At 65.8% G+C, this 21,839-nt stretch carries 18 protein-coding genes; 9 read left to right on the forward strand and 9 right to left on the reverse strand.

The annotated features are described in order from the left end of the window. Window positions 1-35 precede the first annotated feature (35 nt). The 6 genes from DOM54_RS16660 to der all read left to right on the forward strand — a co-directional run bounded on the left by DOM54_RS16660 (window position 36) and on the right by der (window position 7,083). Window positions 36-1,079: a RodZ domain-containing protein gene (locus tag DOM54_RS16660; RefSeq protein WP_110717406.1), complete on the forward strand. Its 1,044-nt coding sequence runs from the start codon at window positions 36-38 to the stop codon at window positions 1,077-1,079. Between the two features lie 8 nt (window positions 1,080-1,087). Next, window positions 1,088-2,203 carry a flavodoxin-dependent (E)-4-hydroxy-3-methylbut-2-enyl-diphosphate synthase gene (gene ispG, locus DOM54_RS16665; protein ID WP_110717408.1) on the forward strand — a complete coding sequence of 372 codons (1,116 nt, stop codon included), beginning with the start codon at window positions 1,088-1,090 and terminating at the stop codon, window positions 2,201-2,203. A 125-nt stretch (window positions 2,204-2,328) separates the two neighbouring features. Beyond that, the gene (gene hisS / locus DOM54_RS16670; protein ID WP_110717409.1) at window positions 2,329-3,609 is read left to right on the forward strand and encodes a histidine--tRNA ligase; all 1,281 of its coding nucleotides are present in this window, start codon (window positions 2,329-2,331) and stop codon (window positions 3,607-3,609) included. A gap of 58 nt (window positions 3,610-3,667) precedes the next feature. Continuing rightward, window positions 3,668-4,324 carry a YfgM family protein gene (locus tag DOM54_RS16675; protein WP_110717411.1) on the forward strand — a complete coding sequence of 219 codons (657 nt, stop codon included), beginning with the start codon at window positions 3,668-3,670 and terminating at the stop codon, window positions 4,322-4,324. Beyond that, window positions 4,324-5,490 (forward strand): outer membrane protein assembly factor BamB, encoded by a 1,167-nt coding sequence (gene bamB / locus DOM54_RS16680; RefSeq protein WP_110717412.1) that lies wholly within the window; start codon window positions 4,324-4,326, stop codon window positions 5,488-5,490. Before DOM54_RS16675 ends, bamB begins: the two co-directional genes overlap by 1 nt. Window positions 5,491-5,679: 189 nt before the next feature. Continuing rightward, window positions 5,680-7,083 (forward strand): ribosome biogenesis GTPase Der, encoded by a 1,404-nt coding sequence (der, locus tag DOM54_RS16685; protein WP_110717414.1) that lies wholly within the window; start codon window positions 5,680-5,682, stop codon window positions 7,081-7,083. Window positions 7,084-7,397: 314 nt separating this feature from the next. Here the strand turns inward: der and DOM54_RS16690 are convergent, their stop codons facing one another. The 4 genes from DOM54_RS16690 to DOM54_RS16705 all read right to left on the reverse strand — a co-directional run bounded on the left by DOM54_RS16690 (window position 7,398) and on the right by DOM54_RS16705 (window position 13,830). Then, the gene (locus tag DOM54_RS16690; protein ID WP_110717415.1) at window positions 7,398-9,017 is read right to left on the reverse strand and encodes a diguanylate cyclase; all 1,620 of its coding nucleotides are present in this window, start codon (window positions 9,015-9,017) and stop codon (window positions 7,398-7,400) included. Further along, a complete protein-coding gene (locus DOM54_RS16695; protein WP_110717416.1) occupies window positions 9,007-9,396 on the reverse strand; it encodes a response regulator in 390 nt (129 codons plus the stop codon). The genes DOM54_RS16690 and DOM54_RS16695 overlap by 11 nt, the downstream gene beginning before the upstream one ends. A gap of 1 nt (window position 9,397) precedes the next feature. Continuing rightward, the gene (locus tag DOM54_RS16700) at window positions 9,398-12,880 is read right to left on the reverse strand and encodes an ATP-binding protein (RefSeq protein WP_110717418.1); all 3,483 of its coding nucleotides are present in this window, start codon (window positions 12,878-12,880) and stop codon (window positions 9,398-9,400) included. A gap of 77 nt (window positions 12,881-12,957) precedes the next feature. After that, window positions 12,958-13,830, reverse strand: a complete 873-nt coding sequence (locus DOM54_RS16705; protein WP_110717420.1) for an ATP-binding protein — start codon at window positions 13,828-13,830, stop codon at window positions 12,958-12,960. 247 nt (window positions 13,831-14,077) lie between these two features. On the opposite strand from DOM54_RS16705, the gene DOM54_RS16710 reads away from it, so the two are divergent. Together DOM54_RS16710 and DOM54_RS16715 are read left to right on the forward strand one after the other, a co-directional pair. Next, complete coding sequence (locus DOM54_RS16710; protein ID WP_110717421.1) at window positions 14,078-14,695, forward strand: hypothetical protein; 618 nt, start codon at window positions 14,078-14,080, stop codon at window positions 14,693-14,695. Between the two features lie 76 nt (window positions 14,696-14,771). Next, a complete protein-coding gene (locus tag DOM54_RS16715) occupies window positions 14,772-15,578 on the forward strand; it encodes a M48 family metallopeptidase (protein WP_110717423.1) in 807 nt (268 codons plus the stop codon). A gap of 329 nt (window positions 15,579-15,907) precedes the next feature. Here DOM54_RS16715 and aroE read toward each other — a convergent pair whose 3' ends face one another. From aroE to tsaC, 3 genes are all read right to left on the reverse strand, one after another. Continuing rightward, on the reverse strand, window positions 15,908-16,720 hold the full coding sequence (aroE, locus tag DOM54_RS16720) for a shikimate dehydrogenase (protein WP_110717424.1): 813 nt from the start codon (window positions 16,718-16,720) through the stop codon (window positions 15,908-15,910). Further along, window positions 16,717-17,649 (reverse strand): oxygen-dependent coproporphyrinogen oxidase, encoded by a 933-nt coding sequence (gene hemF, locus DOM54_RS16725; protein WP_110717425.1) that lies wholly within the window; start codon window positions 17,647-17,649, stop codon window positions 16,717-16,719. Before hemF ends, aroE begins: the two co-directional genes overlap by 4 nt. A gap of 75 nt (window positions 17,650-17,724) precedes the next feature. Then, entirely contained in the window at window positions 17,725-18,276 is a 552-nt protein-coding gene (gene tsaC / locus DOM54_RS16730; RefSeq protein ID WP_110717427.1) for an L-threonylcarbamoyladenylate synthase type 1 TsaC, read from the reverse strand. Between the two features lie 254 nt (window positions 18,277-18,530). Between tsaC and DOM54_RS16735 the strand changes: the two genes are divergently transcribed. Then, window positions 18,531-19,367, forward strand: coding sequence for a 5'-nucleotidase, lipoprotein e(P4) family (locus DOM54_RS16735; RefSeq protein ID WP_110717428.1), 837 nt, complete (start codon window positions 18,531-18,533; stop codon window positions 19,365-19,367). A gap of 31 nt (window positions 19,368-19,398) precedes the next feature. On the opposite strand, the gene dprA is transcribed toward DOM54_RS16735, so the two are convergent. Then, window positions 19,399-20,607, reverse strand: coding sequence for a DNA-processing protein DprA (gene dprA, locus DOM54_RS16740; protein ID WP_240613942.1), 1,209 nt, complete (start codon window positions 20,605-20,607; stop codon window positions 19,399-19,401). Window positions 20,608-20,656: 49 nt separating this feature from the next. Then, the gene (locus DOM54_RS16745; RefSeq protein ID WP_162619902.1) at window positions 20,657-21,838 is read right to left on the reverse strand and encodes a LysM peptidoglycan-binding domain-containing protein; all 1,182 of its coding nucleotides are present in this window, start codon (window positions 21,836-21,838) and stop codon (window positions 20,657-20,659) included. Window position 21,839 lies beyond the last annotated feature (1 nt).

Raw genomic sequence — 21,839 nt, forward strand, 5'->3', positions numbered from 1 at the left:
CCTGACTCGGGAAAAGATCAGAAGGATTTTCGCCAATGAGCGAAATGAACGAATCATCGACCAAGCAACACGACGCACCCGGCCACGCTTCCGAAACGGCGGGTGACATGCTCCAAGGCGAACGCGAACGACAGGGACTCAGTCTCGAGGACGTCGCGCTGCAGCTGAATCTGAGGCCGATCGTTGTCGCGGGTCTCGAGGAGGATCGCTTCGACCAGGTGCCCATCGCCGCCTATCGCCGGGGTTACGTGCGGGCCTACGCGCGCTTGCTGGGGCTCGACGAGACCCGGGTCGTCGGAGCCTACGACGCCAAGCACGGCCGCGGCGACATGGAACGAAAACTGGCCCCGGTGCATACCGCCCGCCCGCCCTCCCGGGTCGGCGCCTGGATCTTCCGCCTGTTCACGCTGCTGGTCATCATCGGCCTGATCTCGCTGACACTGCTGTGGTGGCAGAGCCGCGAGGGCAACGATATCTTCGGTGGCGGCAGCGACGACAGCCCGATCGCCGTCGACCGTCTCAACGACGACGGCGCTGGTACTTCTGCCCCGGCGCCAGCGACGGACAGTTCGGCGATGACACCCAACACCGACACCCAACTGCCGCCGCTGCCCTCGCAGCAGGATACGCCGGCGGCCGGGGCCGACGCATCGACGGACGGCGCCGGTTCCATGGATAACGCTACGGACGATGGCACTGGCGTTTCCGCATCGGCGGAGACGACGCCGCCGAGCGGTGACGAACGTCAGGCCGAGCAGCTCGGCTCGACAGCCAACGATCTGGTTGCGTCCAACGCGGCACCGGCAGATGACGAGGCAACGCCAGCCGCGGGCAGCGCCAACACGCTTTCCCTGACTTTCAACCAAGAGTCATGGACCGAGATCTACGATGCCAACGACGATCGCATTTTCAGCGGTTTGCAGTCCGCCGGCAGCCAGGCGAGCGCGGAGGGAGATCCCCCCTTCCGGCTGACCATCGGCAACGCCAGCGGCGTGACGCTTCGGTATCGCGGTGAATCGGTCGATCTGAGCCAATACACGGGCGGCAACAACGTCGCTCGCTTTACCTTGGGAGACTGAGAAGCGCCATGAATATGCCATCTCCGATCACCCGCCGAACCTCCCGACGGATCCACGTCGGTGACGTCCCCGTCGGAGGCGGCGCACCGATCGCCGTCCAGAGCATGACCAACACCGACACCAACGATGTCGCTGCCACCGTCGCGCAGATCCAGCGTCTTCAACAGGCCGGCGCCGACATCGTGCGTGTCTCGGTACCGGACATGGACGCCGCCGAAGCCTTTGGCAAGATCAAGCGCCAGATCAGCATTCCGCTGGTGGCCGATATCCATTTCGATTACAAGATCGCCCTGCGAGTGGCCGAGCTCGGCGTCGACTGCCTGCGCATCAACCCCGGCAATATCGGCCGCGAGGATCGGGTGCGGGCGGTCGTCGATGCGGCACGCCACCACGGCATCCCGATCCGGATCGGCGTCAACGCCGGCTCGCTGGAGAAGGATCTGCAGAAGAAATACGGCGAACCGACCCCGGAGGCGCTGGTCGAGTCGGCCATGCGCCACATCGATCACCTCGACCGGCTCGACTTCCCTGATTTCAAGGTCAGCGTCAAGGCCAGCGACGTGTTCATGGCAGTGGCCGCCTACCGGCTGCTGGCCAAGCAGATCGAGCAGCCGCTGCACCTGGGCATCACCGAGGCCGGCGGTCTGCGCTCCGGCACGGTGAAGTCCTCCATCGGCCTCGGCATGCTGCTGATGGATGGCATCGGCGATACCATCCGCGTTTCGCTGGCCGCCGATCCGGTGGAGGAGATCAAGGTCGGCTTCGACATGCTGAAGAGTCTCAAGCTGCGCGCCAAGGGCATCAACTTCATCGCCTGCCCCAGCTGTTCTCGCCAGAATTTCGATGTCATCGCCACCATGAACGCCCTGGAGGAGCGACTCGAGGACATCATGACGCCGCTGAACGTCTCGGTCATCGGTTGCGTGGTCAACGGTCCCGGCGAAGCCAAGGAGACCGACATTGGCCTCACCGGGGGCAGCCCGGCCAACCTGGTCTACATCGACGGCAAGCCGGCGAGCAAGCTGCGTAACGATCATCTCGTCGACGATCTCGAAGCGCTGATCCGCGAGAAGGCAAAAGAGAAAGAGAGCCGCGCTGACGCCTTGATTGCCCGCGAGGCATGAATCCAGCGTCCCCGAGTTCGCATGCATGCGCGTGAGGCTTGACGCCTCGCGGCCCATCATCAGAGAGTAACCGACGAACGCCCAGGCGGGTGCCTGTGGCGTTTTGCTATAGGCAGGAGTGTCAGTTGAGCAACAAAATCCAGGCCATTCGCGGCATGAACGATCTGCTGCCGGATCGGTCGCCCGCGTGGCAGTATCTCGAGCGCCAGCTGCGCTCGCTGGTGGACCGCTACGATTACCGCGAGATCCGCACCCCGATCGTCGAACAGACCGCCCTGTTCGCCCGCTCCATCGGCGAGGCGACGGATGTGGTCGAGAAAGAGATGTACACCTTCGACGACCGCAACGGCGAAAGCCTGACCCTGCGCCCGGAAAATACCGCCGCCGTGGTGCGGGCGGCGATGGAGCATGGCCTGTTGCACAACCAGACGCAGCGGCTCTGGTACATGGGTCCGATGTTCCGCTACGAGCGTCCGCAGAAGGGTCGCTATCGCCAGTTCCACCAGATCGGCATCGAGGCCTACGGCATGACCGGCCCCGATATCGACGCCGAGATCATCCTGCTCTCCGCTCGCCTCTGGCGCCAGCTCGGCATGGCGGAACACGTCACGCTCGAACTCAACTCGTTGGGCACGCCGGAAGCCCGCGCCGCCTATCGCGACTCCCTGGTCACCTATTTCGAGGCCCATCGCGAGGTGCTCGATGAGGACTCCCAGCGTCGATTGACGACCAATCCGCTGCGGATTCTGGACTCCAAGAACCCCGCCATGGCCGGGATGCTGGCCGGGGCGCCGCAGTTGCTCGACCACCTCGACGACGCCTCCCGCCAGCATTTCGAGCAGTTGAAATCGACGCTCGATGCCGCCGGCGTGGGCTATCGCATCAACCCCCGGCTGGTCCGCGGGCTCGACTACTATTCACGCACCGTATTCGAGTGGACCACCACCGCCCTCGGCAGCCAGGGTACCGTCTGCGGCGGCGGGCGCTATGACGGCCTGGTCGAACAACTCGGTGGCAAGCCAACGCCGGGCGTCGGCTTCGCCATCGGTCTCGAGCGCCTCATGCTGCTGCTCGATACGCTCGACCTGATTCCCGCGGAGGCCCATGGTGGCGCCGACGCCTACCTGCTGGCGATGGGCGACTCGGCGGAGCGCAACGCGATAGGACTCGGCGAGCGCCTGCGCGATGCTCTGCCGGCGCTGCGACTTCAGGTACACTGCGGCGGCGGCAGCTTCAAGAGCCAGATTCGTCGCGCCGATCGCAGCGGCGCCAGCGTCGCGCTGATCCTCGGCGACGACGAGCTCGAAAAGGGCTGCCTGACAATCAAGCCGCTGCGCGAGGATGGCGAGCAGCAGACACTCGAACTGGACGACGCCATTGCTTGGCTGGACCGCCAGTTCCCCTGAAGCCTGAACGGGTACCGGCAGCCGCATGACTGCCGACGAACGCAGAAGGAGACCGCCCGTGGCGGAGCTTAGGACCGAAGAAGAGCAGCTGGACGCGATCAAACAGTGGTGGAAGTCGAACGGCAGCGCGCTGCTGGTGGGGATTGCCGTCGCCGCCGCCGGCGTCTTTGGCTGGCATGCCTGGCAGCGCTATGAGGAAGGCCAGTCCGCCGAGGCATCCAATGCCTATCAGCAGCTGATCGCCATCGCCAGCAGCGATACGCTCGACGACAACGCCCGGACACAGGCCTTTAGCCTGGCAGATGGCCTGCAAAGCGATCATGGCAGCACGCTCTACGCCGACCTGGCCGGCCTGCTGGAAGCCAAGATCGCCATTGGTGCCGACGATACCGACCGCGCTCGCCAGGCACTCAGCGATGTCGTCGCCGACAGCGACCGTCCCTACATGAAGGGCCTGGCACGCATCGACCTGGCCCGTCTCCAGATCGCCAGCGACAACCCGGATGCGGCGTTGAAGACCCTGGAGGACGCCGTTCCCGGCGCGCTCGAGGCGCAGCGCCAGAACGTCCTCGGCGACGCCTTCGTCGCGCTGGAACGCCCGGACGACGCGCGCAAGGCCTATCAACAGGCGCAAAGCCTGGCCCAGGATGCTGACCAGACGATCTACGGCCTTCAGCTCAAGCTAGACGATCTCGGTGTGGAGGACGCCACCTGATGAAACTGACTCACCTACTTCTGCCCCTGGGCCTGACCGCCACGCTGCTGGCCGGTTGCGCCGGTAGCGTCGAACCGCAATATCCGCCCAAGGAGCTCCAGGACTTCACGCCCAAGGTCAGCCTCGAGGAGCGCTGGGATCAGGGCATCGGCGAAGGGCTTGGTCGCGCCCGCTATCCGCTCACGCCGATCGTCGACGACGGAACCCTGTATGCCGTCGACGAGACCGGCGATCTGCGGGCGATCGATACCGATAGCGGCGATACCCAGTGGGAGGTCAAGCTGGGGACCCCCATCTCCAGCGGCATCGGCGCCGACGGCGGGCGTCTCTACCTCGGCACCCGCAATGGCGAGGTACTGGCCGTGGATCGGCAAGACGGCAGCATCGACTGGAAATCGAGAGTCTCCAGCGAAGTGCTGGCCGCGCCCCAGGTCAACAGCGAGCTGGTGGTGGCCCAGAGCGTCGACGGTGCGGTCACCGCCCTCGACCGCCTGACCGGCAACGAAAAATGGGTCTACTCCAGTTCCCAGCCGGCATTGACGCTGCGCGGTACCGGCGCCCCCCGGGTCATCGAGCCGGTCTCCTTCGCCGGCTTCGCCAACGGCCGCCTGGTGACGCTGGACAACCGCAGCGGCCAACCGCTGTGGGACATGCGCGTCGCCGTGCCCAAGGGGCGGACCGAGGTCGACCAGCTCGTCGACCTCGACGGCCAGCCGGTACTGACCCCGGATGGCCGGCTGTTCGTGACCAGCTACAACGGCCGCCTGCTGGCGCTGGAAGCCACCTCCGGCAAGGTACTGTGGGAACATGAGGAGTCCAGCTACCTGACACCATTGGTGGTCGGCAACTACCTGTTCACGGTCAACGCGGCGAGCCACGTGATCGCGATCGACGCCGACACCGGCCGCGTGATGTGGGATTCCGACGCCCTGGAAGGCCGCTCGCTGACCGCCCCATCGTTCGTCGACGGCAACATTGCGGTAGGCGACTACCAGGGCTATATCCATCTCATCGACGCGTCGACCGGCGAGATGAGCGGACGCATCCACGTCGGCGGCGACGGCCTGTCGCTGCCGCTGCTGACGGGCGACCGTCGTCTCTACGCCCTTGGCAACGATGGCACCCTGGTTGCCTACGACCTGAAGACGCTCTCCGATCAGGACTGACCGGCGCCGCGCTCTGCCATTCGGCCCCGCCTGAGCGGGGCCGATTGCGTTGGGAAGAATGGAACCGCGCGGCTCGGACTTCCCGCTGTTCGCATGCTAGAATGACCGGCTATCAAGCGGCCGTACCGGGCTCCCTCGCAGCCCCTCCCGCCGGCCGTCCACCTTGTCACCGCCTTTTTGCGAATCGCCATGAACCCCGTTATCGCCCTGGTTGGCCGACCCAACGTCGGCAAGTCGACGCTTTTCAATCGCCTGACACGTACCCGCGACGCGTTGGTGGCCGATTTCCCCGGCCTGACCCGCGACCGCAAGTACGGCAGCGGCCAGCTCGGCGACAAGACCTACACCGTGATCGACACCGGCGGCATCAGCGGTGACGAGCAGGGGATCGACGCGGCCATGGCGGAGCAGTCGCTGACCGCTATCGACGAGGCCGATATCGTGCTGTTCATGGTCGACGGGCGTGCCGGTCTGATGCCGGCCGATCAGGCAATCGCCAACCACCTGCGCGTCAACCAGAAGAAGACCTGGCTGGTGGTGAACAAGACCGATGGCCTCGAGGAGCATACCGCGATGGCCGACTTCTGGGCGCTCGGTCTGGGTGATCCACGGCCAATCGCCGCATCCCACGGCCGCAACGTCACCACGCTGATCGACGAGGTGCTGGAGCCGTTCCCCGAGCGCGACCCCAACGCCGGCCCGGCCGGCCATCATCCCGGCATTCACATCGGTGTCATCGGTCGCCCCAACGTCGGCAAGTCGACGCTGGTCAACCGCATGCTGGGCGAGGAACGCGTGGTCGTGTTCGACGAGGCAGGTACCACCCGCGACGCCATCGAAGTGCCTTTCGAGCGGCGCGGCAAGCCTTACGTGCTGGTCGATACCGCGGGCGTCCGGCGGCGCAAGAACGTCAGCCTTATCGCCGAGAAGTTCTCGATCATCAAGACGCTCGAGGCGATCAAGGAGTGCCACGTCGCGATCATGGTGCTGGACGCCCGCACCGGGCTGGTGGAGCAGGACATGCACCTGCTCGACTACGTGCTCAGCAGCGGGCGCGCGCTGGTGCTGGCGGTCAACAAGTGGGATGGCCTGGAAGCGGAAGCCCGCGACAAGATGCGCTCGGACATCAAGCGTCGGCTGGGATTTGCCGACTACGCCGAGCTGCACTTCATCTCGGCGCTGCACGGCACCGGCGTCGGCGACCTCTACAAGTCGGTCGACAAGGCCTTCGACAGTGCCAACAGCCACTGGTCGACCAACCGGCTGACCTCGATCCTGCAGGATGCGGTCAGCGAGCACCAGCCGCCGATGATCAATGGCCGCCGGATCAAGCTTCGCATGGCGCACCAGGGCGGCAGCAACCCGCCGATCATCGTCGTCCACGGTAACCAGACCGCGTCGTTGCCGGAAGCCTACCGACGCTACCTCACCAACACCTTCCGCAAGGTGTTGAAAGTCCGTGGCACGCCAATCCGATTCGAATTCCGTTCGGGCAACAACCCCTACGACAACCAGGCTGGCGCCAGCGATCGCGAGAAGGCGCGCGCGCGTCAGCTCAGCCGGACCAAGGAAGCGCGCAAGAACCGCCGCTAGGTTTTTACGAAAACTACCTGCGCTCGGCAATACGGCGTTAAAAATCAGCTCACTGAACCTCGTTCAGAACGTCCGTAGGACGGCCCGAAGGGCGAGCGGAGCGAGTCAAATGCTCATTGACACCCTGTAAACTGGAGCGCCAGCCCGGTCCGTTTTCGCCGATTTTTGCCTTAGCTACGCGCCCCGGTCTGGCCTTCGCTCGCTGACTTTTCGTACAAACCCCAAGGCTCAGCACCTGGCGGTGGCACGCTTCTCGGCGTGCCGCGCGGATCGGGCAGGAAGCCTTGGTTCGTGCCTGGGCTTTTTAGACCGGTCTAGGGGCTGGCGGCGCGCGCCACCCGCACCTGATCGCGTCCGCCCTGCTTGGCGTCGTACATGGCGCGATCGGCGGCTTCCAACAGCGCCCCGGCGTCCGTCCAATCGAGCGTGCTGGCGACGCCGGCGCTGAAGGTGACATGGAACACCTCCTTCCCCGCCACGCACTCCATCTGGGCAAAGCTCTCGCGAATGCGTTCGATCGCCTCGCGCGCGTTTTCCAGCGAGCACGCCGGTAGCACCGCGACGAACTCTTCCCCCCCATAGCGGCCGATATGGTCGACCCGACGCAGGCGCTGACGCAGCAGGTTGGCGAGCAGGCGGATCACATAGTCGCCGGTGCCGTGACCATAGGTGTCGTTGATCGACTTGAAGCGGTCGATGTCGATCATCACTACACATGCCTCGGCGCCGCTGCGCTGCGTGCGTGACTGCTCGATCTCGATCAGCTCCTTGATTGCCGGGTGCTTGATCAGCCCGGTCAGGCCATCGCAGGCCAGCGCCTGGCTCAACTGGCGCGAGCGCTGTGCCCGCGCCGTGACCGCAGCCACCAGCGCCACGTCCGCGATCGGCTTGACCAGGAAGTCGTCACCGGCCTGGGCCAGGGCCTGGGCCTGGCGCTGGACGTCGGATTCCGCCGACAGATAGACCAGCGGGATTCGCAGCCAGTCGTCGTCGAAACGAATGAGGCGCGCCAGTTCCGGCCCGGAACACCCCGGCATGTTGATGTCGATCAGCGCCAGATCGGGCACGAAATCGCGCAAGCCCCGCAACACGTCGCGGGGGGCGGTGATGACCCGGGACTCGATACCGGCGCCCTTCAAGGTCAGGCGAAAATGCTCGGCGAGCTCGAGGTCGTCATCGACGATCAGAACCCGGTAGGGATCCTGCTGAGGAAGGCTGACCAACTGGCGGAGATGGCGCTCCAGTGACGGCACGTCGAGCGGATGGGTGAAGAAGCCCTGGGCGCCGCCACGCACGGCCTGCAGACGGGCCTCGAAGCTGCCGTCGTCGCTGATCAGCACTCGCATCGCGCCAGGCACCTCGGCGATACGAGCTTGCCACACCTCGGGCTCGAGATTGGACGTGTCGATGATCACTACATCGGGTTGCCACTCGTGGCCTTCCTCGACCTGGCTCAGGCCGCGGCAGTCGTAGCCAAAACCACTCAGCGACTGCAGCAGCACCTGGGTGTCGCCCTCGGCCAGGATCGCGATCCGAACCGAACGCTCACCGCTCACCAGTTCGAAGTCCGACTGCGGCTCACCCACCGTCGTCTTCGCACTGTCTTCGAGCAGCCGATAGCTACCCGATAGGCGGTCATGCAGCGTGGTCAGCATCGGCGAGGTGGGCGCGACCGAGGTCTCCAGCACGGTCTGCACCCACAGCTCCATCTCGCGCGCCTCCCGCCCCAGCGCCGGATAGCCGAAGGTCCCCGCCGAACCGGCGATACGGTGCAGCCCATGGCGTAACGACTCCAGCGCCTCGGGCTCGACCGTGCGCTGGCGTGCGGCGAGTTCGCGCGCCTGCGCCATCAGTGTCTGCAAATCGTGGCCGAGGCGCTCGGCGTACTGCTCGCGCAGTGCCGCCAGGCGCGCCTGTATGTCACTATCCTGCATGGGATCGCTCCCAGATCTCCCGCAACTGCGTCGATAGCGTCATGGGATCGAACGGTTTGATGACCACATCCAGGGCACCGATGGCGCGATAATGCTCGATCTCGCTGGGCTGGACCTTGGCCGTCATGAAGATGACCGGAATCGATTGTGTCGACGCCTGTTCCCGCAACCGGGTCAGCGTGGTAGGGCCGTCGATGCCCGGCATCATAACGTCGAGCAGGACCAGATCCGGCTGCCAGTCATCGGCGCATGAAATCGCCGACTGGCCGTCATCGCAGCTGCGGACCTCGAAGCCGCCGACGATCTCGAGCGCGACCTTGGCCACCTCCTGGATCGAGATATCGTCCTCGACATGCAGAATCCGTTGGAGAGGTTTCATCTCAGCGGGTTTCCTCGTTTTGATTGTCGGACGACGTCGCACCGCCCCGAAGCTGACGACCGAAGGCTTCCATGAGCGCCTCGGCAGACAGACCGGGCTTGGCGATCGCCGTATCCATTCGTCCCAGCAGCGTCGGTGCCAGCGCCTCTTCGGACAGGATGATGACAGCCGGCTGACTGGCCAGTTGGCTCAGCATCGAAATGATCTCCCAGCCCGGTGATTGCGGCCCGGTCAGATCCAGCGATATCAAGCCATAGTCATGGCTGTCGAGCAGATAGCGCGCTTCCTGCAGCGAACGCGCCACGTCCAGCGTCATGCTGGGAGCGATCTGTCGCGCCACACGATGGGTCAGCTCGGCATCGCTCTCGACATGCAGGATACGTTCGCGCTGGGGTCGCTGGCTCAGCGAGCTGTGCAACGCGCCAGCCAGCCGCTTCTCGTCGAGCGGTTTGGCCAGCCAATCGACGGCGTCCAGGCGGCCGCCGATCTCCAGCGCCCCCTCTTCCGCCGCCGCCGATACGATCAACACCGGCAACTCGCGGGTACGGGGCTCCTCGCGCAGTTGACGCAGCAGCGTCAGTCCGTTGCCGTCCGGCAGCAGTAGATCGAGGGTGATGGCATCGAAGCTTCGGCGCTCGAGCCATTTCAGGGCTTCGCCAATGGTGTGCGCGGTTTCGGCCTGATAGCCCCAGTGCCTGACCAGCGTGGCCAGCAGCACCGCCGTGTCCGGATCGTCCTCGACGATCAGCAGTCGGGATCCGCTGGTTTCGATCTCGTTGCCGTCGGCAGGCGCTGGCGACCCTTCCACTGCCACCTCGGACTCGGGCGCCCGAGCCATCTCGGTGCAGGGTAGCTCGAAGAAGAAACAAGCCCCCTGCCCGGCCTCCGAGAAGAAGTGGATCGACCCTCGCATCCGCTCGACGAGTTCACGCGTGATGGCAAGGCCCAGACCGGTTCCGCCCTGCTTGCGCGTGGTGGAGCCGTCGGCCTGGGAGAACTTCTGGAAGATACGATCGTGAAACTCGGCGGGGATGCCAGGGCCATGGTCGATGATGCTGACTCTCACCCGGTCACCGATCGGCTCTACCCGAATTTCGACCTGCGTGTGCGGAGGGGAGAACTTGGCCGCGTTGGAGAGCAGGTTGCTCATCACCTGCTGAAGGCGCATCGGATCGACGTTGACACTCGCGCGATCCATGCGATCGGTCACCACATAGCGAGTCTGGAACTGGTCGGCGTAAGCCTGGTTGGCCTCGACCGCTTGGTCGACCAGCGGCATCAGCGGCTGCTCCTGCATCTGGAACGTCATCTTGCCGGCGACCAGTTTCTCCATGTCGAGCAGATCGTTGATCAGCAGAATCAGACGCTGGGAATTGCTGTGTGCCGTCTTCAGCATCCCACGCATGGCATCCGGCGGCGTTCCGAGCGCACCGCCCTGAATCAACCCCAGCGCACCGGAAATCGAGGTCAGCGGCGTGCGCAGCTCATGACTGACGGTCGAGATGAACTCACCCTTGAGACGTTCGTCGCGCTTGCGCTCGGTGATATCGTGCAGGAAGCCGTGCCAGGTGGTGCCGCCATCCGCCTCGCGCTCGGGCACCGACTGACCCGAAAGCCAGATGACATCGCCATTGAGGCGCTGTACGCGGTACTCGCAATGCCACGGCGTCAAATTCTTCTCCGACTCCCTGATCGACTCCAGCAACCGATCCATGTCTTCCGGTACGATGCGCTCGAAAACTTGTGTCGCATCGAGCTTGGCCTGCTCAGGCGTCACACCGTAATAGGCTTGTATCGCCTCGCTGGCGTAAGGGAACGAGGGGCGCCCTTCAGTGTCCTGATGATACTGGTAGATCAGCCCGGGAACCTGGGAGGCGATCTTGGCCAGACGCCCAGACATCTCCTCCCGCGCTTCGACTTCGTGCCAGCGCATCAGGGTACCGCCAACCCAACGCGCCAGCAGGCGCACGAACTCGCGGTCGGCCTCGTCGAATGGACGCCCGCGCACGCTGTCGCCGCTGAACGCCAGCGCGCCAAAGCGCTCGCCGTGGACCCAGACCGGCGCGCCGATATAACTCTTCAGCTCGAACAGCCGGCGACAACGGTGCTCGCCCCAGCCCTCGGCGTCGGCGTCGGCGAACGCCACCACGTCGTTGCTCGCCACCACCGCGCTACAGTAGGTATCGCGGGTCGCCAGTACCTGTCCGCGCACGAAGCGATTGTCCGGCGAGTAGCCGGCCTCGATGGTGTAGTCGTCGCCATCGATCCGGTTGGCAACCGCGAACGGCATCCCAAGGTGCTCGGCACCTGCCTGCAGCGCCTTTTCCACCAGACGCTGGAAAGAGGTTTCCTGGAAGGCTGCGATATCGTTGAGGGTCTGCAGCGTCTCCTTCTGCGCCTCGAGGCGCTGGTTGAGGGACTCCAGGGTCGATTTCTGACTCTCGAGTCGCTGCTGATGACGAAGCATGGTGTCCCGGGTCACGCGACGCGTGCCCCACAGCAGCAACAGCAGGCAGGCCTCGGCGATCAGCCACGCCACACCCCAGCGCAGCCAGGTGCTGATGATCAGCGCATCGCGATGCTCGAGTTGCGTCGTGATATCTTTCCAGACCGCCACCGCCGAGATCGCTCGCGAGCTGTCGTCCCCGGATTGGCTCAGCGGGACCAGCGTCAACAGATAGCCGCGTCCGTCATCGCCCTCGACCACGGACCAGTTCGCGCGGTCTTGCACCACCGGCATCTGGGTGCCGGACAACCAGTCATCGATCAGCGCATTCGAGCGCTTGGTCACCCGCCATCGGGGTACGGCCCCATCGATGCCGCCCTCTCGGGAAAGCACCGCGACACCGCTCTCCAGTTGATCGGAGAGCCTGTCGACGTTGGGCACCACGGCAAACTCCACCTCGAGAAGCCCGACGAGCGTATCGCTCTTCTCGTCCTCGGGTCCGAAGATTGGCGCGACACTAGCGGTGGTCGCACGGGAACCGTCGAACTCGATGCCGTAGACCGCCTCTCGCGTTTCCAGGCTCCGCCGTAACAGATAGTCGCTGTCCCCGGAGGCCGGAGACGCGTCATGCGACTGCAGGCTCAGGAAAGGATTCGCGTCGTCGTCACCGGGCAGGAAGAGGTTGAGCTCCAGCGCGTTGCCCGCTTCCAGCGCCCTCCAGTAGGGGGCGAGATTCTCGCGGAGTCGGGTCCGGATCGCTTGCAGCCGAGCTGGCGAGACAGGGCCCTCGGCCTGGGCCATGAGCCCCCGAACGACCGGATTGGCGACCAGCGTGGTCGCCAGTACCTGGACTCGGCGTTCGAGCCCCGCACGAGAAGCATTGATGGTGATCCCCTGTTCCTGAGACTGGAAATCCAGGTCCCGGGAAAAGGCCTCACGATCATTGAACAACGCCTGCAGCAGCATCCACCCGAAGAACAGCGTCAGCAGGATGCTGCCCAGGACAATCAACCATGTCGGTAAGCGAGAGACCTTCACTCATCTGTCTCCTCATGAACGGTTCCCAAGCAAAGCATGACATGACTCATGCTTTTTCATGAGGATAACGCATTCGCTTACTCCGTTGGCCGTTGAATAGATTGCGAACCGACCCACTGACAGGCGAATTGCCACGCGGCACGACCGCTGCGTACGCCCCGCAGCGTGGCATAGCGCACCGCTTCGGCACGGGCCGCCTCGCTCCAGGCATCGTCACCTCCCAGATGCGAGACCCAATGGCGGCAGGCCTCGAGGTAGGATTGCTGGTCGAACGGATGAAACGCCAGCCACAGGCCAAAACGATCCGACAGCGAGATTTTTTCCTCCACCGCATCGCCATGGTGCAACTCGCCGTCGACCAGATGCGTCTCCTGATTGTCGGCCATGGACTCCGGCAGCAGGTGCCGACGATTCGACGTGGCATAGAGCAGCACATTGTCCGGCGGCCCGGTCAGCGTGCCATCGAGAACGCTCTTCAGCGCCTTGTAGGCATCATCGCTGCCCTCGAACGACAGATCGTCGCAATAGACGACGAATCTCTCCGACCGGTCCCGCAGCCGCTGGACCAGGATCGGCAGCGCGACCAGATCGTGACGGTCGACCTGGATCAGGCGGAGCCCCTCGCCGGACAGCGTATTGAGCAGCGCGCGCACCATCGACGATTTGCCGCTGCCGCGCGCGCCCCACAGCAAGGCATGGTTGGCGGGGTAGCCCTTGAGAAACGCCCGGGTGTTCTCCAGCAAGGCGCGCTTCTGGCGCTCGACCCCGATCAGATCGTCCAACCGGACGCCATCACGCGACGATACCGCGACCAGCTGCCCGCCGAGCGGGTGGGATTGCCACAGGGCCGCGACATCGCGCGCCCAATCGACGGCAGGCGGCTGCTCGGGCAGCCACCCCTCGACACGATCCAGCAAACGGCTCAGACGTAGCGCCAAATCACCATCCATCCTCGACTCTCCTTGAAACGAACTGGGGCAGACGATTCCGGCAACGGGCTCTAAGAGTGGTGGAAAGTACCGATGGAAATCGATCTTCCCGGAGGATTGCAGGCTGCCGGAAACGGAGTATCTTGTGCCGGCTGGCCCCTCGGGTCCAGTCGCGGCCCTCGGTCGACCCGCGTCATCGGCCTGGGAGTACCGATACGGCACCGCCGCTCACCCAGACGTTTCCCATGGCTCATTTCAAGGAGTGACGATGGCGTTTCGCTTCCGCTGGCTCGCCGCATCGGTCCTGATGACATCGCTCTCCGGCTGCCTGGCGCTTCCCCAGGTCGGCTTCATGCTGGGACGAATCGCGCTGTCGTCGATGGGCGTCGAGAACGTGCGCATCGGCAACTATCACTTCTCGCCCGGCCTGGAGGGAATCGACGAACTGACGCTGCTGAGTTCGGGACTGGCGTTGGCCGGCCTGCCGGTGAACGTCGATCTGCCGCTGGCGATGGTGCTGCCGGCGGGAACGCCGTCGATCACGCTGCAGGGCTTCGACTGGCAACTCCAGGTACCCGGCGCGGAACCCGCCGCTGGCGAAGTCACCGAGCCGATCTCGCTGACGGGCGGCGAGCCCGCGACCGTCACCCTGCCGGTCTCGCTGGAGCCGGAAGGCCTCGACGAACTCTCGTCCAGGGCCAATCGCGTGTCGTCCCTGCTCTCGCTCGCCCGGCGCTTGAGTCGTGCCGGCGCACTGCCGACGGGCAGCCAACTGACACTGACGCCCACACTGCCGGCCGCGCTCGATGGCATCGTCACGGCACCGACACTGACCCTGGATATCGGCGACCCCGCCGACGGCGGCCAGCAAACCCCGTCGGCTTGACCGCCCTGCCAGGCCGGGTATCTTGGGCCAATCGGCACCCCCAATAACCTATGACCAGAGAGTTTCGGAGAGCATCATGTCAGGAAGACCTTCCCCCCGGCTGATTGGCGCCCTCGGCCTCGCGGCCCTGCTGAGCGCCTGCAGCACCTCGCCGATGGGCCGCAACCAGTTGGCCTTCTACTCCGACGACGAGCTGGCGCAGATGGGCCAGCAGAGCTTTGCCCAGTACCAACAGGAGTTGCCCACGGTCAGCGGCGCCAAGGCCAGCTACGTGCAGTGCGTGGCGAAAGCGATCACCGCCGAGGTTCCCGCCAGCGCCGGTATCTCCGAGTGGGAGGTCAAGCTGTTCAAGGACGACACCGCCAACGCCTTCGCCCTGCCGGGCGGCTATATTGGCGTCAACACCGGGCTGCTCGACGTCGCCACCAACCAGGACCAGTTGGCCGCGGTCATCGGCCACGAGGTCGGTCACGTGCTGGCGCACCACGCCAACGAGCGCGTCTCCACCCAGGCGGCGACGCAGAGCGGGCTCTCTGTACTGCAGACGGTGGCAGGCCTGCAGGGCGCGGGTGGTGAGCAGCTAATGGGGCTGCTGGGGGCGGGGGCGCAATACGGCGTGATCCTGCCATTCTCGCGCCAGCAGGAGTCGGAAGCCGACCTGGTGGGGCTGGACCTGATGGCCGATGCCGGGTTCGACCCCAGCGCCAGCATTCAGCTGTGGCAGAACATGTCGGCCAACAGCCAGGGCGAGCCGCCGGCCTGGATGTCCACCCACCCCAGCAACTCGCAGCGGATGGAAGGCCTGCACAATCGCCTCAGCGAGGCCCAGTCGCGCTACGAACAGGCCAAGGCCAACGGCAAGCGCCCCAGCTGCAAGGTTTAACATCCAACCTTTCAGCATCTGGCACAGGGGCGGGCAGGTAGAACCGACAAGCTTGAATCCGCCACCCCACGACGCCTCCCAGACGGCGCTGGACGACAATTGCCAGTGAAGGGTCTTGTGTCATGGATGACACAAGAGGCGCGTTGGGCAGGATGCCCTTTCGCGCCGACCCGAACGCTGGCGATTGGCGTTCAGGATTTCGCCGTCTGTGGCGTCAAAAAAGGGGAGCGCGAGGGGCTTGCCCCTCGCAATCACGAGCAAGAGGGTTGTCGAGACTCGGCAGTCGTAAACGGACTCTGCTGGAATTCGTTGCCCTGTCGAAACCCAGGTTACAACTCTCCCCGCAGCAACTCCCGCAGTGGCGCGGTATCAGGCCGCACCCGACGCCACAGCCAGAAGGACTCGGCGGCCTGCTCGATCAGCATGCCGAGCCCATCCACCGACCGCGCGCCCCGCTCGGCGGCCCAGCGCAGGAAGACGGTCGGCTCGGCGGCGTACATCATGTCGTAGGCCAGGCCATCCGCCGCGAAAAGGTGATCCGGCAATGGTGGCAGGTCGCCGGCAAGACTGGCGCTGGTGGCATTGACCACCAGATCGAACGGGCCTTCGATGCGATCGAAGCCGCAGCCGGTGACATCGCCCTTGCCGACGAACAGTGCCGCCAGCGCCTCGGCCTTCGACACGGTGCGGTTCGCCACCGTCAATGTCGCGATCCCGGCCTCCAGCAGCGGTTCAATCACCCCGCGCGAGGCCCCTCCCGCGCCGAGCAACAGGACCCGCGCACCGGTGAGCGGCGCAGCGTGGGCGTCCAGATCGCGGACCAGGCCGACGCCGTCGGTGGTATCGCCGTGCAATTTCCCATCGTCGCCTACCAGCAGCGTGTTCACGGCGCCGGCAAGCTGGGCTCTCGGCGACAGCACCTCGGCCAACGCAAAGGCCTCCTGCTTGAACGGCACGGTCACGTTGCCTCCCCGGCCGCCGGCATCGACGAACGCCCGCCAGGCCCCCGCGAATCCGGTCACGGGGGCCTCGATGGCTTCGTAACACAGGTCCTGGCCGGTCTGTTCGGCGAAGGCGGCGTGAATGCGTGGCGATTTCGAGTGGCCAATGGGGTGGCCAAAAACGGCATAGCGGTCGGTCATTGGGGTAACGGTTCCTCGGAGATATTCAACCAATCGCGGGGTTGGAGATAGGCGAGCAGACGCGCTTCCTCGGAGCCCGGTTGCGGCGCCCACTGATATTGCCAGCGCGCCAGCGGCGGCATCGACATCAGGATCGACTCGGTTCGCCCACCGCTCTGCAAGCCGAACAGGGTGCCCCGGTCCCAGACCAGGTTGAACTCGACGTACCGGCCCCGGCGATAGGACTGGAACTCCCGCTCCCGCTCCCCGAACGGTGTCTCGCGACGGCGCTCGGCGATCGGCACGAACGCTTCCAGGAAGCTGTCTCCCACCGACTGCTGGAAGGCAAAGCAGGTCTCGAACGGCCATTCGTTGAGGTCATCGAAGAACAGTCCGCCGACCCCCCGGGTCTCGTCGCGATGCTTGAGCGTGAAGTACTCGTCGCACCACGCCTTGAAGCGGGGATACACCGTCTCGCCGAACGGTTCGCATGCCTTGGCGGCGACCCGGTGCCAATGTTTCGTGTCCTCGAGACTGGGATAGTAAGGCGTCAGGTCGTAACCGCCACCGAACCACCAGACCGGTTCTTCGCCCGCCTTGTCGGCGATGAAGAATCGTACGTTGCCGTGCACGGTCGGCACGTGCGGATTGCGCGGGTGCAGTACCCACGAAACCCCCACCGCGTGGAAGCTGCGCCCCGCCAGTTCCGGACGCGCGACACTCGCCGAGGGCGGCAGTTTCTCACCGTGGACATGCGAGAAGTTAACGCCGCCTTTCTCGAACAGCGCGCCCTCCTCGATCACCCGCGAGCGCCCGCCGCCCCCTTCGGCGCGCTCCCAGCTCTCTTCGCGGAATCGCCCGCCACCGTCGAGCGCGGCCAGCGAGTCGCAAAGTGAATCCTGCAGCGTGAGCAGATAGTCCTTGACGCTTTCGAGATGGGAATGTGCCACGGTCGTTTTTCCTTCGGTCCGGAGAATAGGGATTCGGGGCGTATCGGCACGGCGGCTGCGCGCGACTTGGCCCTTTCAGGCGCGCAGCAGCCGCCCGGTCGTCAGATCGCGGATGGTGCTGGGCCGGTCGCGTCCACCGAGTGGCCCATCGACGATCGCGCCCAACGCCTCACCAAATGTTTCACGCACCTCGTCGGCGCTCATCGCCGGCGCTTCACCGGCACGATTGGCCGACGTCGACACCAAGGGTCCACCCCAGGCGGCGCACAACCCCTGCACCAGCGGATGGTCGCTGACCCGGACCGCCAGCGTGGGATGATTCCCTCTCAGCAGCGGTCTGGCCCGCCCGTTATCGGGTATCAGCCAGGTGTGAGGTCCCGGCCAGGTCTCGAGAAGGCGACGGCGGGCTCGCTCGTCGATGCCCTCGAGCCACTCCGACAGCTGCCGGATGTCACCGGCGATCAGGATCAGGCCCTTTTCACTGGCGCGCCCCTTGAGCGCGATCAGCGATGCCAGCGCCCGTTCGTCGTCCGGGTCGCAGCCGAGCCCCCATACCCCTTCGGTCGGATAGGCGATGATTCCTCCCTGCCGAAGGGAGGAGACGGCCGCCGAGAAATCTTGACGCATCTGGGTCTCTCTTCCAAGAAAACCTGGGTCTCTCTTGCACCAACATCCGGGCCTGGCTTTCACCAAGGCCCGGCTGCCATTTCCACGACAGTCGAGCTGCTGCCCATGGGCCGAATTCTAGCACGCCGACACGCCGCCGGGCCGTGCGCCAACGTCGCACCCCAGGCACCCTGGAGGTGGCGAATGCCCGCGCCGGCGGCCATATTGAGGAACCGGGTATTCCTCCACCGGACAGGACAATCAAGGAAACGCCAATGCCCCGCTCATCACTGCCCCCGATACTGCTCTCGCTGGCGCTGACCGGCGGTCTCGCCGCCTGCGCCCAGCAGCCGGCCCAACCGCCCGCCCCGCAGACCTCCCTCGCCGACGAGCTGGTGATGGCGACGGCCTGGATGCAATCCTCCGGCGAGTACGCCGCGCTGAGCCACCAGGCCTTCAACCTCGCCCGCATGAACCTGGATCGTGCGCTCGCCGCCGACGGCAGCCAGGCACAGCGCCCGCCGGCGATCATCGTCGACGTCGACGAGACGGTGCTCGACAACAGCCCCTACGAGGCGTGGCTGATCGCCAACGACGAGAATTATGCCAGCGATAGCTGGCACCAGTGGGTGGAGCGAGCCAGCGCGGTACCGATGCCGGGAGCAAGCTCCTTTCTCGATTACGCCGCCTCGCGGGGCGTGGAGATCTTCTACGTCACCAACCGCCGCGACGACGAAACGGAGGCGACGCTGCGCAACCTGCGTCAGGTCGGCTTTCCCGATGCCGACCACGAGCACTTCCTGCCGCGTACCGACTCGAGCGACAAGACGTCCAGGCGCCTGCGCGTCGCGCAGTCGCACTGGGTCGTACTGCTGATGGGTGACAATCTGGGCGACTTCTCCCAGGGGTTCGACCGCGAGAGCGCCGCGGCGCGACGTGCCGCCGCCAACGCCCAGGCCGACGCTTTCGGCAGCCGCTACATCGTGCTGCCCAATCCGGCCTACGGCGCGTGGGAGGAAGCGATCTATGGTGGGGACTGGAGCCTGAGCGACGAGCAGAAATCCCGTGCCCGCCGCAACCATCTCGAGGCATGGGGCGGGCCGACCCGCTGAAGCGTTTTCCGAGCGGCGAATGTGGCGAGCATCAACGCCCTCTTCTGACCCAGCCGCCCGAGGTCTGGGCGACCCAGCCATCGAGTTCGAGTTCGAGCAGCCCCAACTGGACGTCGGCGACGGACAGTCCGGTCAGGTCGACCAGCAGATCCACCGGCGTCGGCGCATCGCTGAGCGCAGCCAGCAGCGGCGATGCCGGCATATCGATCGCCGCCGCTCCCGTCGACGACGCCTGGCGGGCGTCCGTCACCGGCCCGGGCGCAGCCGGACGCTGGCGTGGCGGTCCGCCCGGCGAAGCCATCGGCTGCGTGGTCGGGATGGCGGCATCGGGCTCAGACACCGGTACCTGCCAGGGCGACAGATCACCCACGATGTCCTCTACATGGCGCACCAGCGCAGCCTCGCCCTGCCGAATCAGGCGCAGGCAGCCCTCGGACTGAGGGTTGTGGATCGAGCCCGGTATCGCGAACACCTCCCGGTTCTGCTCCAGCGCCAGCCGCGCGCTCACCAGCGAGCCGCTCTTCTCCGCGGCCTCCACGACCAGTACGCCTTGTGACAGCCCCGTGATCAGCCGGTTGCGACGAGGAAAGAAACGCGGATGAGCCCGCGTCTCCGGCGGGTGTTCGGAGATCAGCAGCCCGTCGCCTTCCCATAGTTCCCGGAAGAGCGCGGCATGGCGTGGCGGATAGACCACGTCCACCCCGCAGCCGAGCACGCCGATGGTTGCGCCGCCGGCCTGCAGTGCCGCCCGCTGTGCGGCACCGTCGATACCCAGCGCCATGCCGCTGGCGATACAGAACCCCCTGGCGACCAGTTCCCGGGCGAACCGCACGGCATTGTCCTGCCCTTCCCGCGTGGGTCGCCGAGTACCGACCATCGCGATGGCGCGCTGCGACAGTATCGAGAGCTCGCCCTTGGCCCACAGCACCGTCGGTGGGTCCGGCAACTGGGTCAGCAGTTCGGGCCAGGCCGGATGCCCCGGATGGAGCAGATGCCGCCGCGAATCGGTGCGTTCCCACTCGAGCGCCGCGTCGACTGCCGGCGTGAGCGGGCTACGCGAAGGGTGCTCCAGCCACAGCCGCAGCGGCTGAGCCAGGTTGGCGGGCAGTGCCGCCAGCCATCCCTGCGGCCACGCCATGTCGCCTCCTTCACGCCATCGACGCAGCAGGGGTGCCAGCCGAACCGGGCCCAGCCCGGGCAGTGCACTCAACGCCAACCAGTCGCGCAGCGTCGGGCTCACTGCCGGCACCTGCCAGCGCGGCGCCACGTCGTTGTCAGCGGCGCCGCGCTCAAGGCGCTCCTCCCATGGCCACCGCCTCGCGCAGATCGCGCGGCACGACGAGGCGGTCGCCCACCGCCAGCGGCTGGGAAACCCGCATGACCAGGGCGTAGCTCAGGTGATCGAAGACGCGGAAGACCATCACCGCGCCCGCCTCGGTGTCCGGCAACGTCACCCAGGTATCACGGCTATCGTCGTGCACGCGTTCGCCTTGGCGCATCGCCTGCAGCACATGACCGGCCTCGATCCCGTCCGCGCTGCCACGGTCGATCGCCACCACATCGTAGCGACCGATGAAACGCACCCCGGCGGGGATGGACAGGATCGTCGCCACCACCGGCGTGTCCGGCGCTCGAGGCTCGAACCGAGTCGCGATGCCGCCTTCGGTCAGCGCCAGCAAATAGTCGCCGCTGCGAATCTCCTGAACGGCGTCCAGCACCTCCAGTTCACCGACGTCGTCCACCTTTCGAATCACTTTCACGTGTCCGAGCCGTCGCAGTTCCAGCCCGCGCAGCGTTCCGGCGAGAGCCTCCTGGCCCGGCGTTGTCCCGGCATCCGGTTGTCGAGCCGCCTGCCGGGGCGCGCCCGTCGAGCGCGGAATCCGGTAGTCGGTGCCAGGGCGATAGACGCCCAGCGTCTCGCCCGCTGCTGGCAGGATTCCATGGGCATACAGCCTGTCGCCGGCACCACTCAGCAGCCGCTGCGACTGTCCGGCAACGACCGTCGGTGCCTCTTCGAGGATGGCGGGATCGACGATCTGATAGGCATCCAGGAAGACCTTGATGCGATCCAGCGGCAGCCCTGGCACGGCATCCCGCGTCGGCGCCCGGCGGACACCGGGCGAAAGCCGAACCGTCTGGCCGCGCCCACGCTCCAGCGACAGCCGTGGCGAACCGGCCACACCGGCGTCGAGGCTGAGCACATCGCCCGGATAGAGTGTCTGCGGCGAGGCGACCTGCGGGTTGTGCCGCCACAGCGCCTGCCACTGCCACGGCGAGTCGAGAAATCGCGAGGCGATGCCCCACAGCGTGTCGCCCTCGCGCACCGTATATTGGGCAGGCGCGTCCGCCTTGAGCGACAACGCCCATGCCGGGTTCGAAAACGCCGCCATCACGCCAAGGCCGCCGACCAGCAGCCAGCGCCACATCCTGGCGCGGCAGCGATGCGGCCTCGTCCCCTCCTGACTGATCATT

It is taken from the genome of Salinicola acroporae (assembly GCF_003206615.1).
Lineage (GTDB): Bacteria > Pseudomonadota > Gammaproteobacteria > Pseudomonadales > Halomonadaceae > Salinicola > Salinicola acroporae.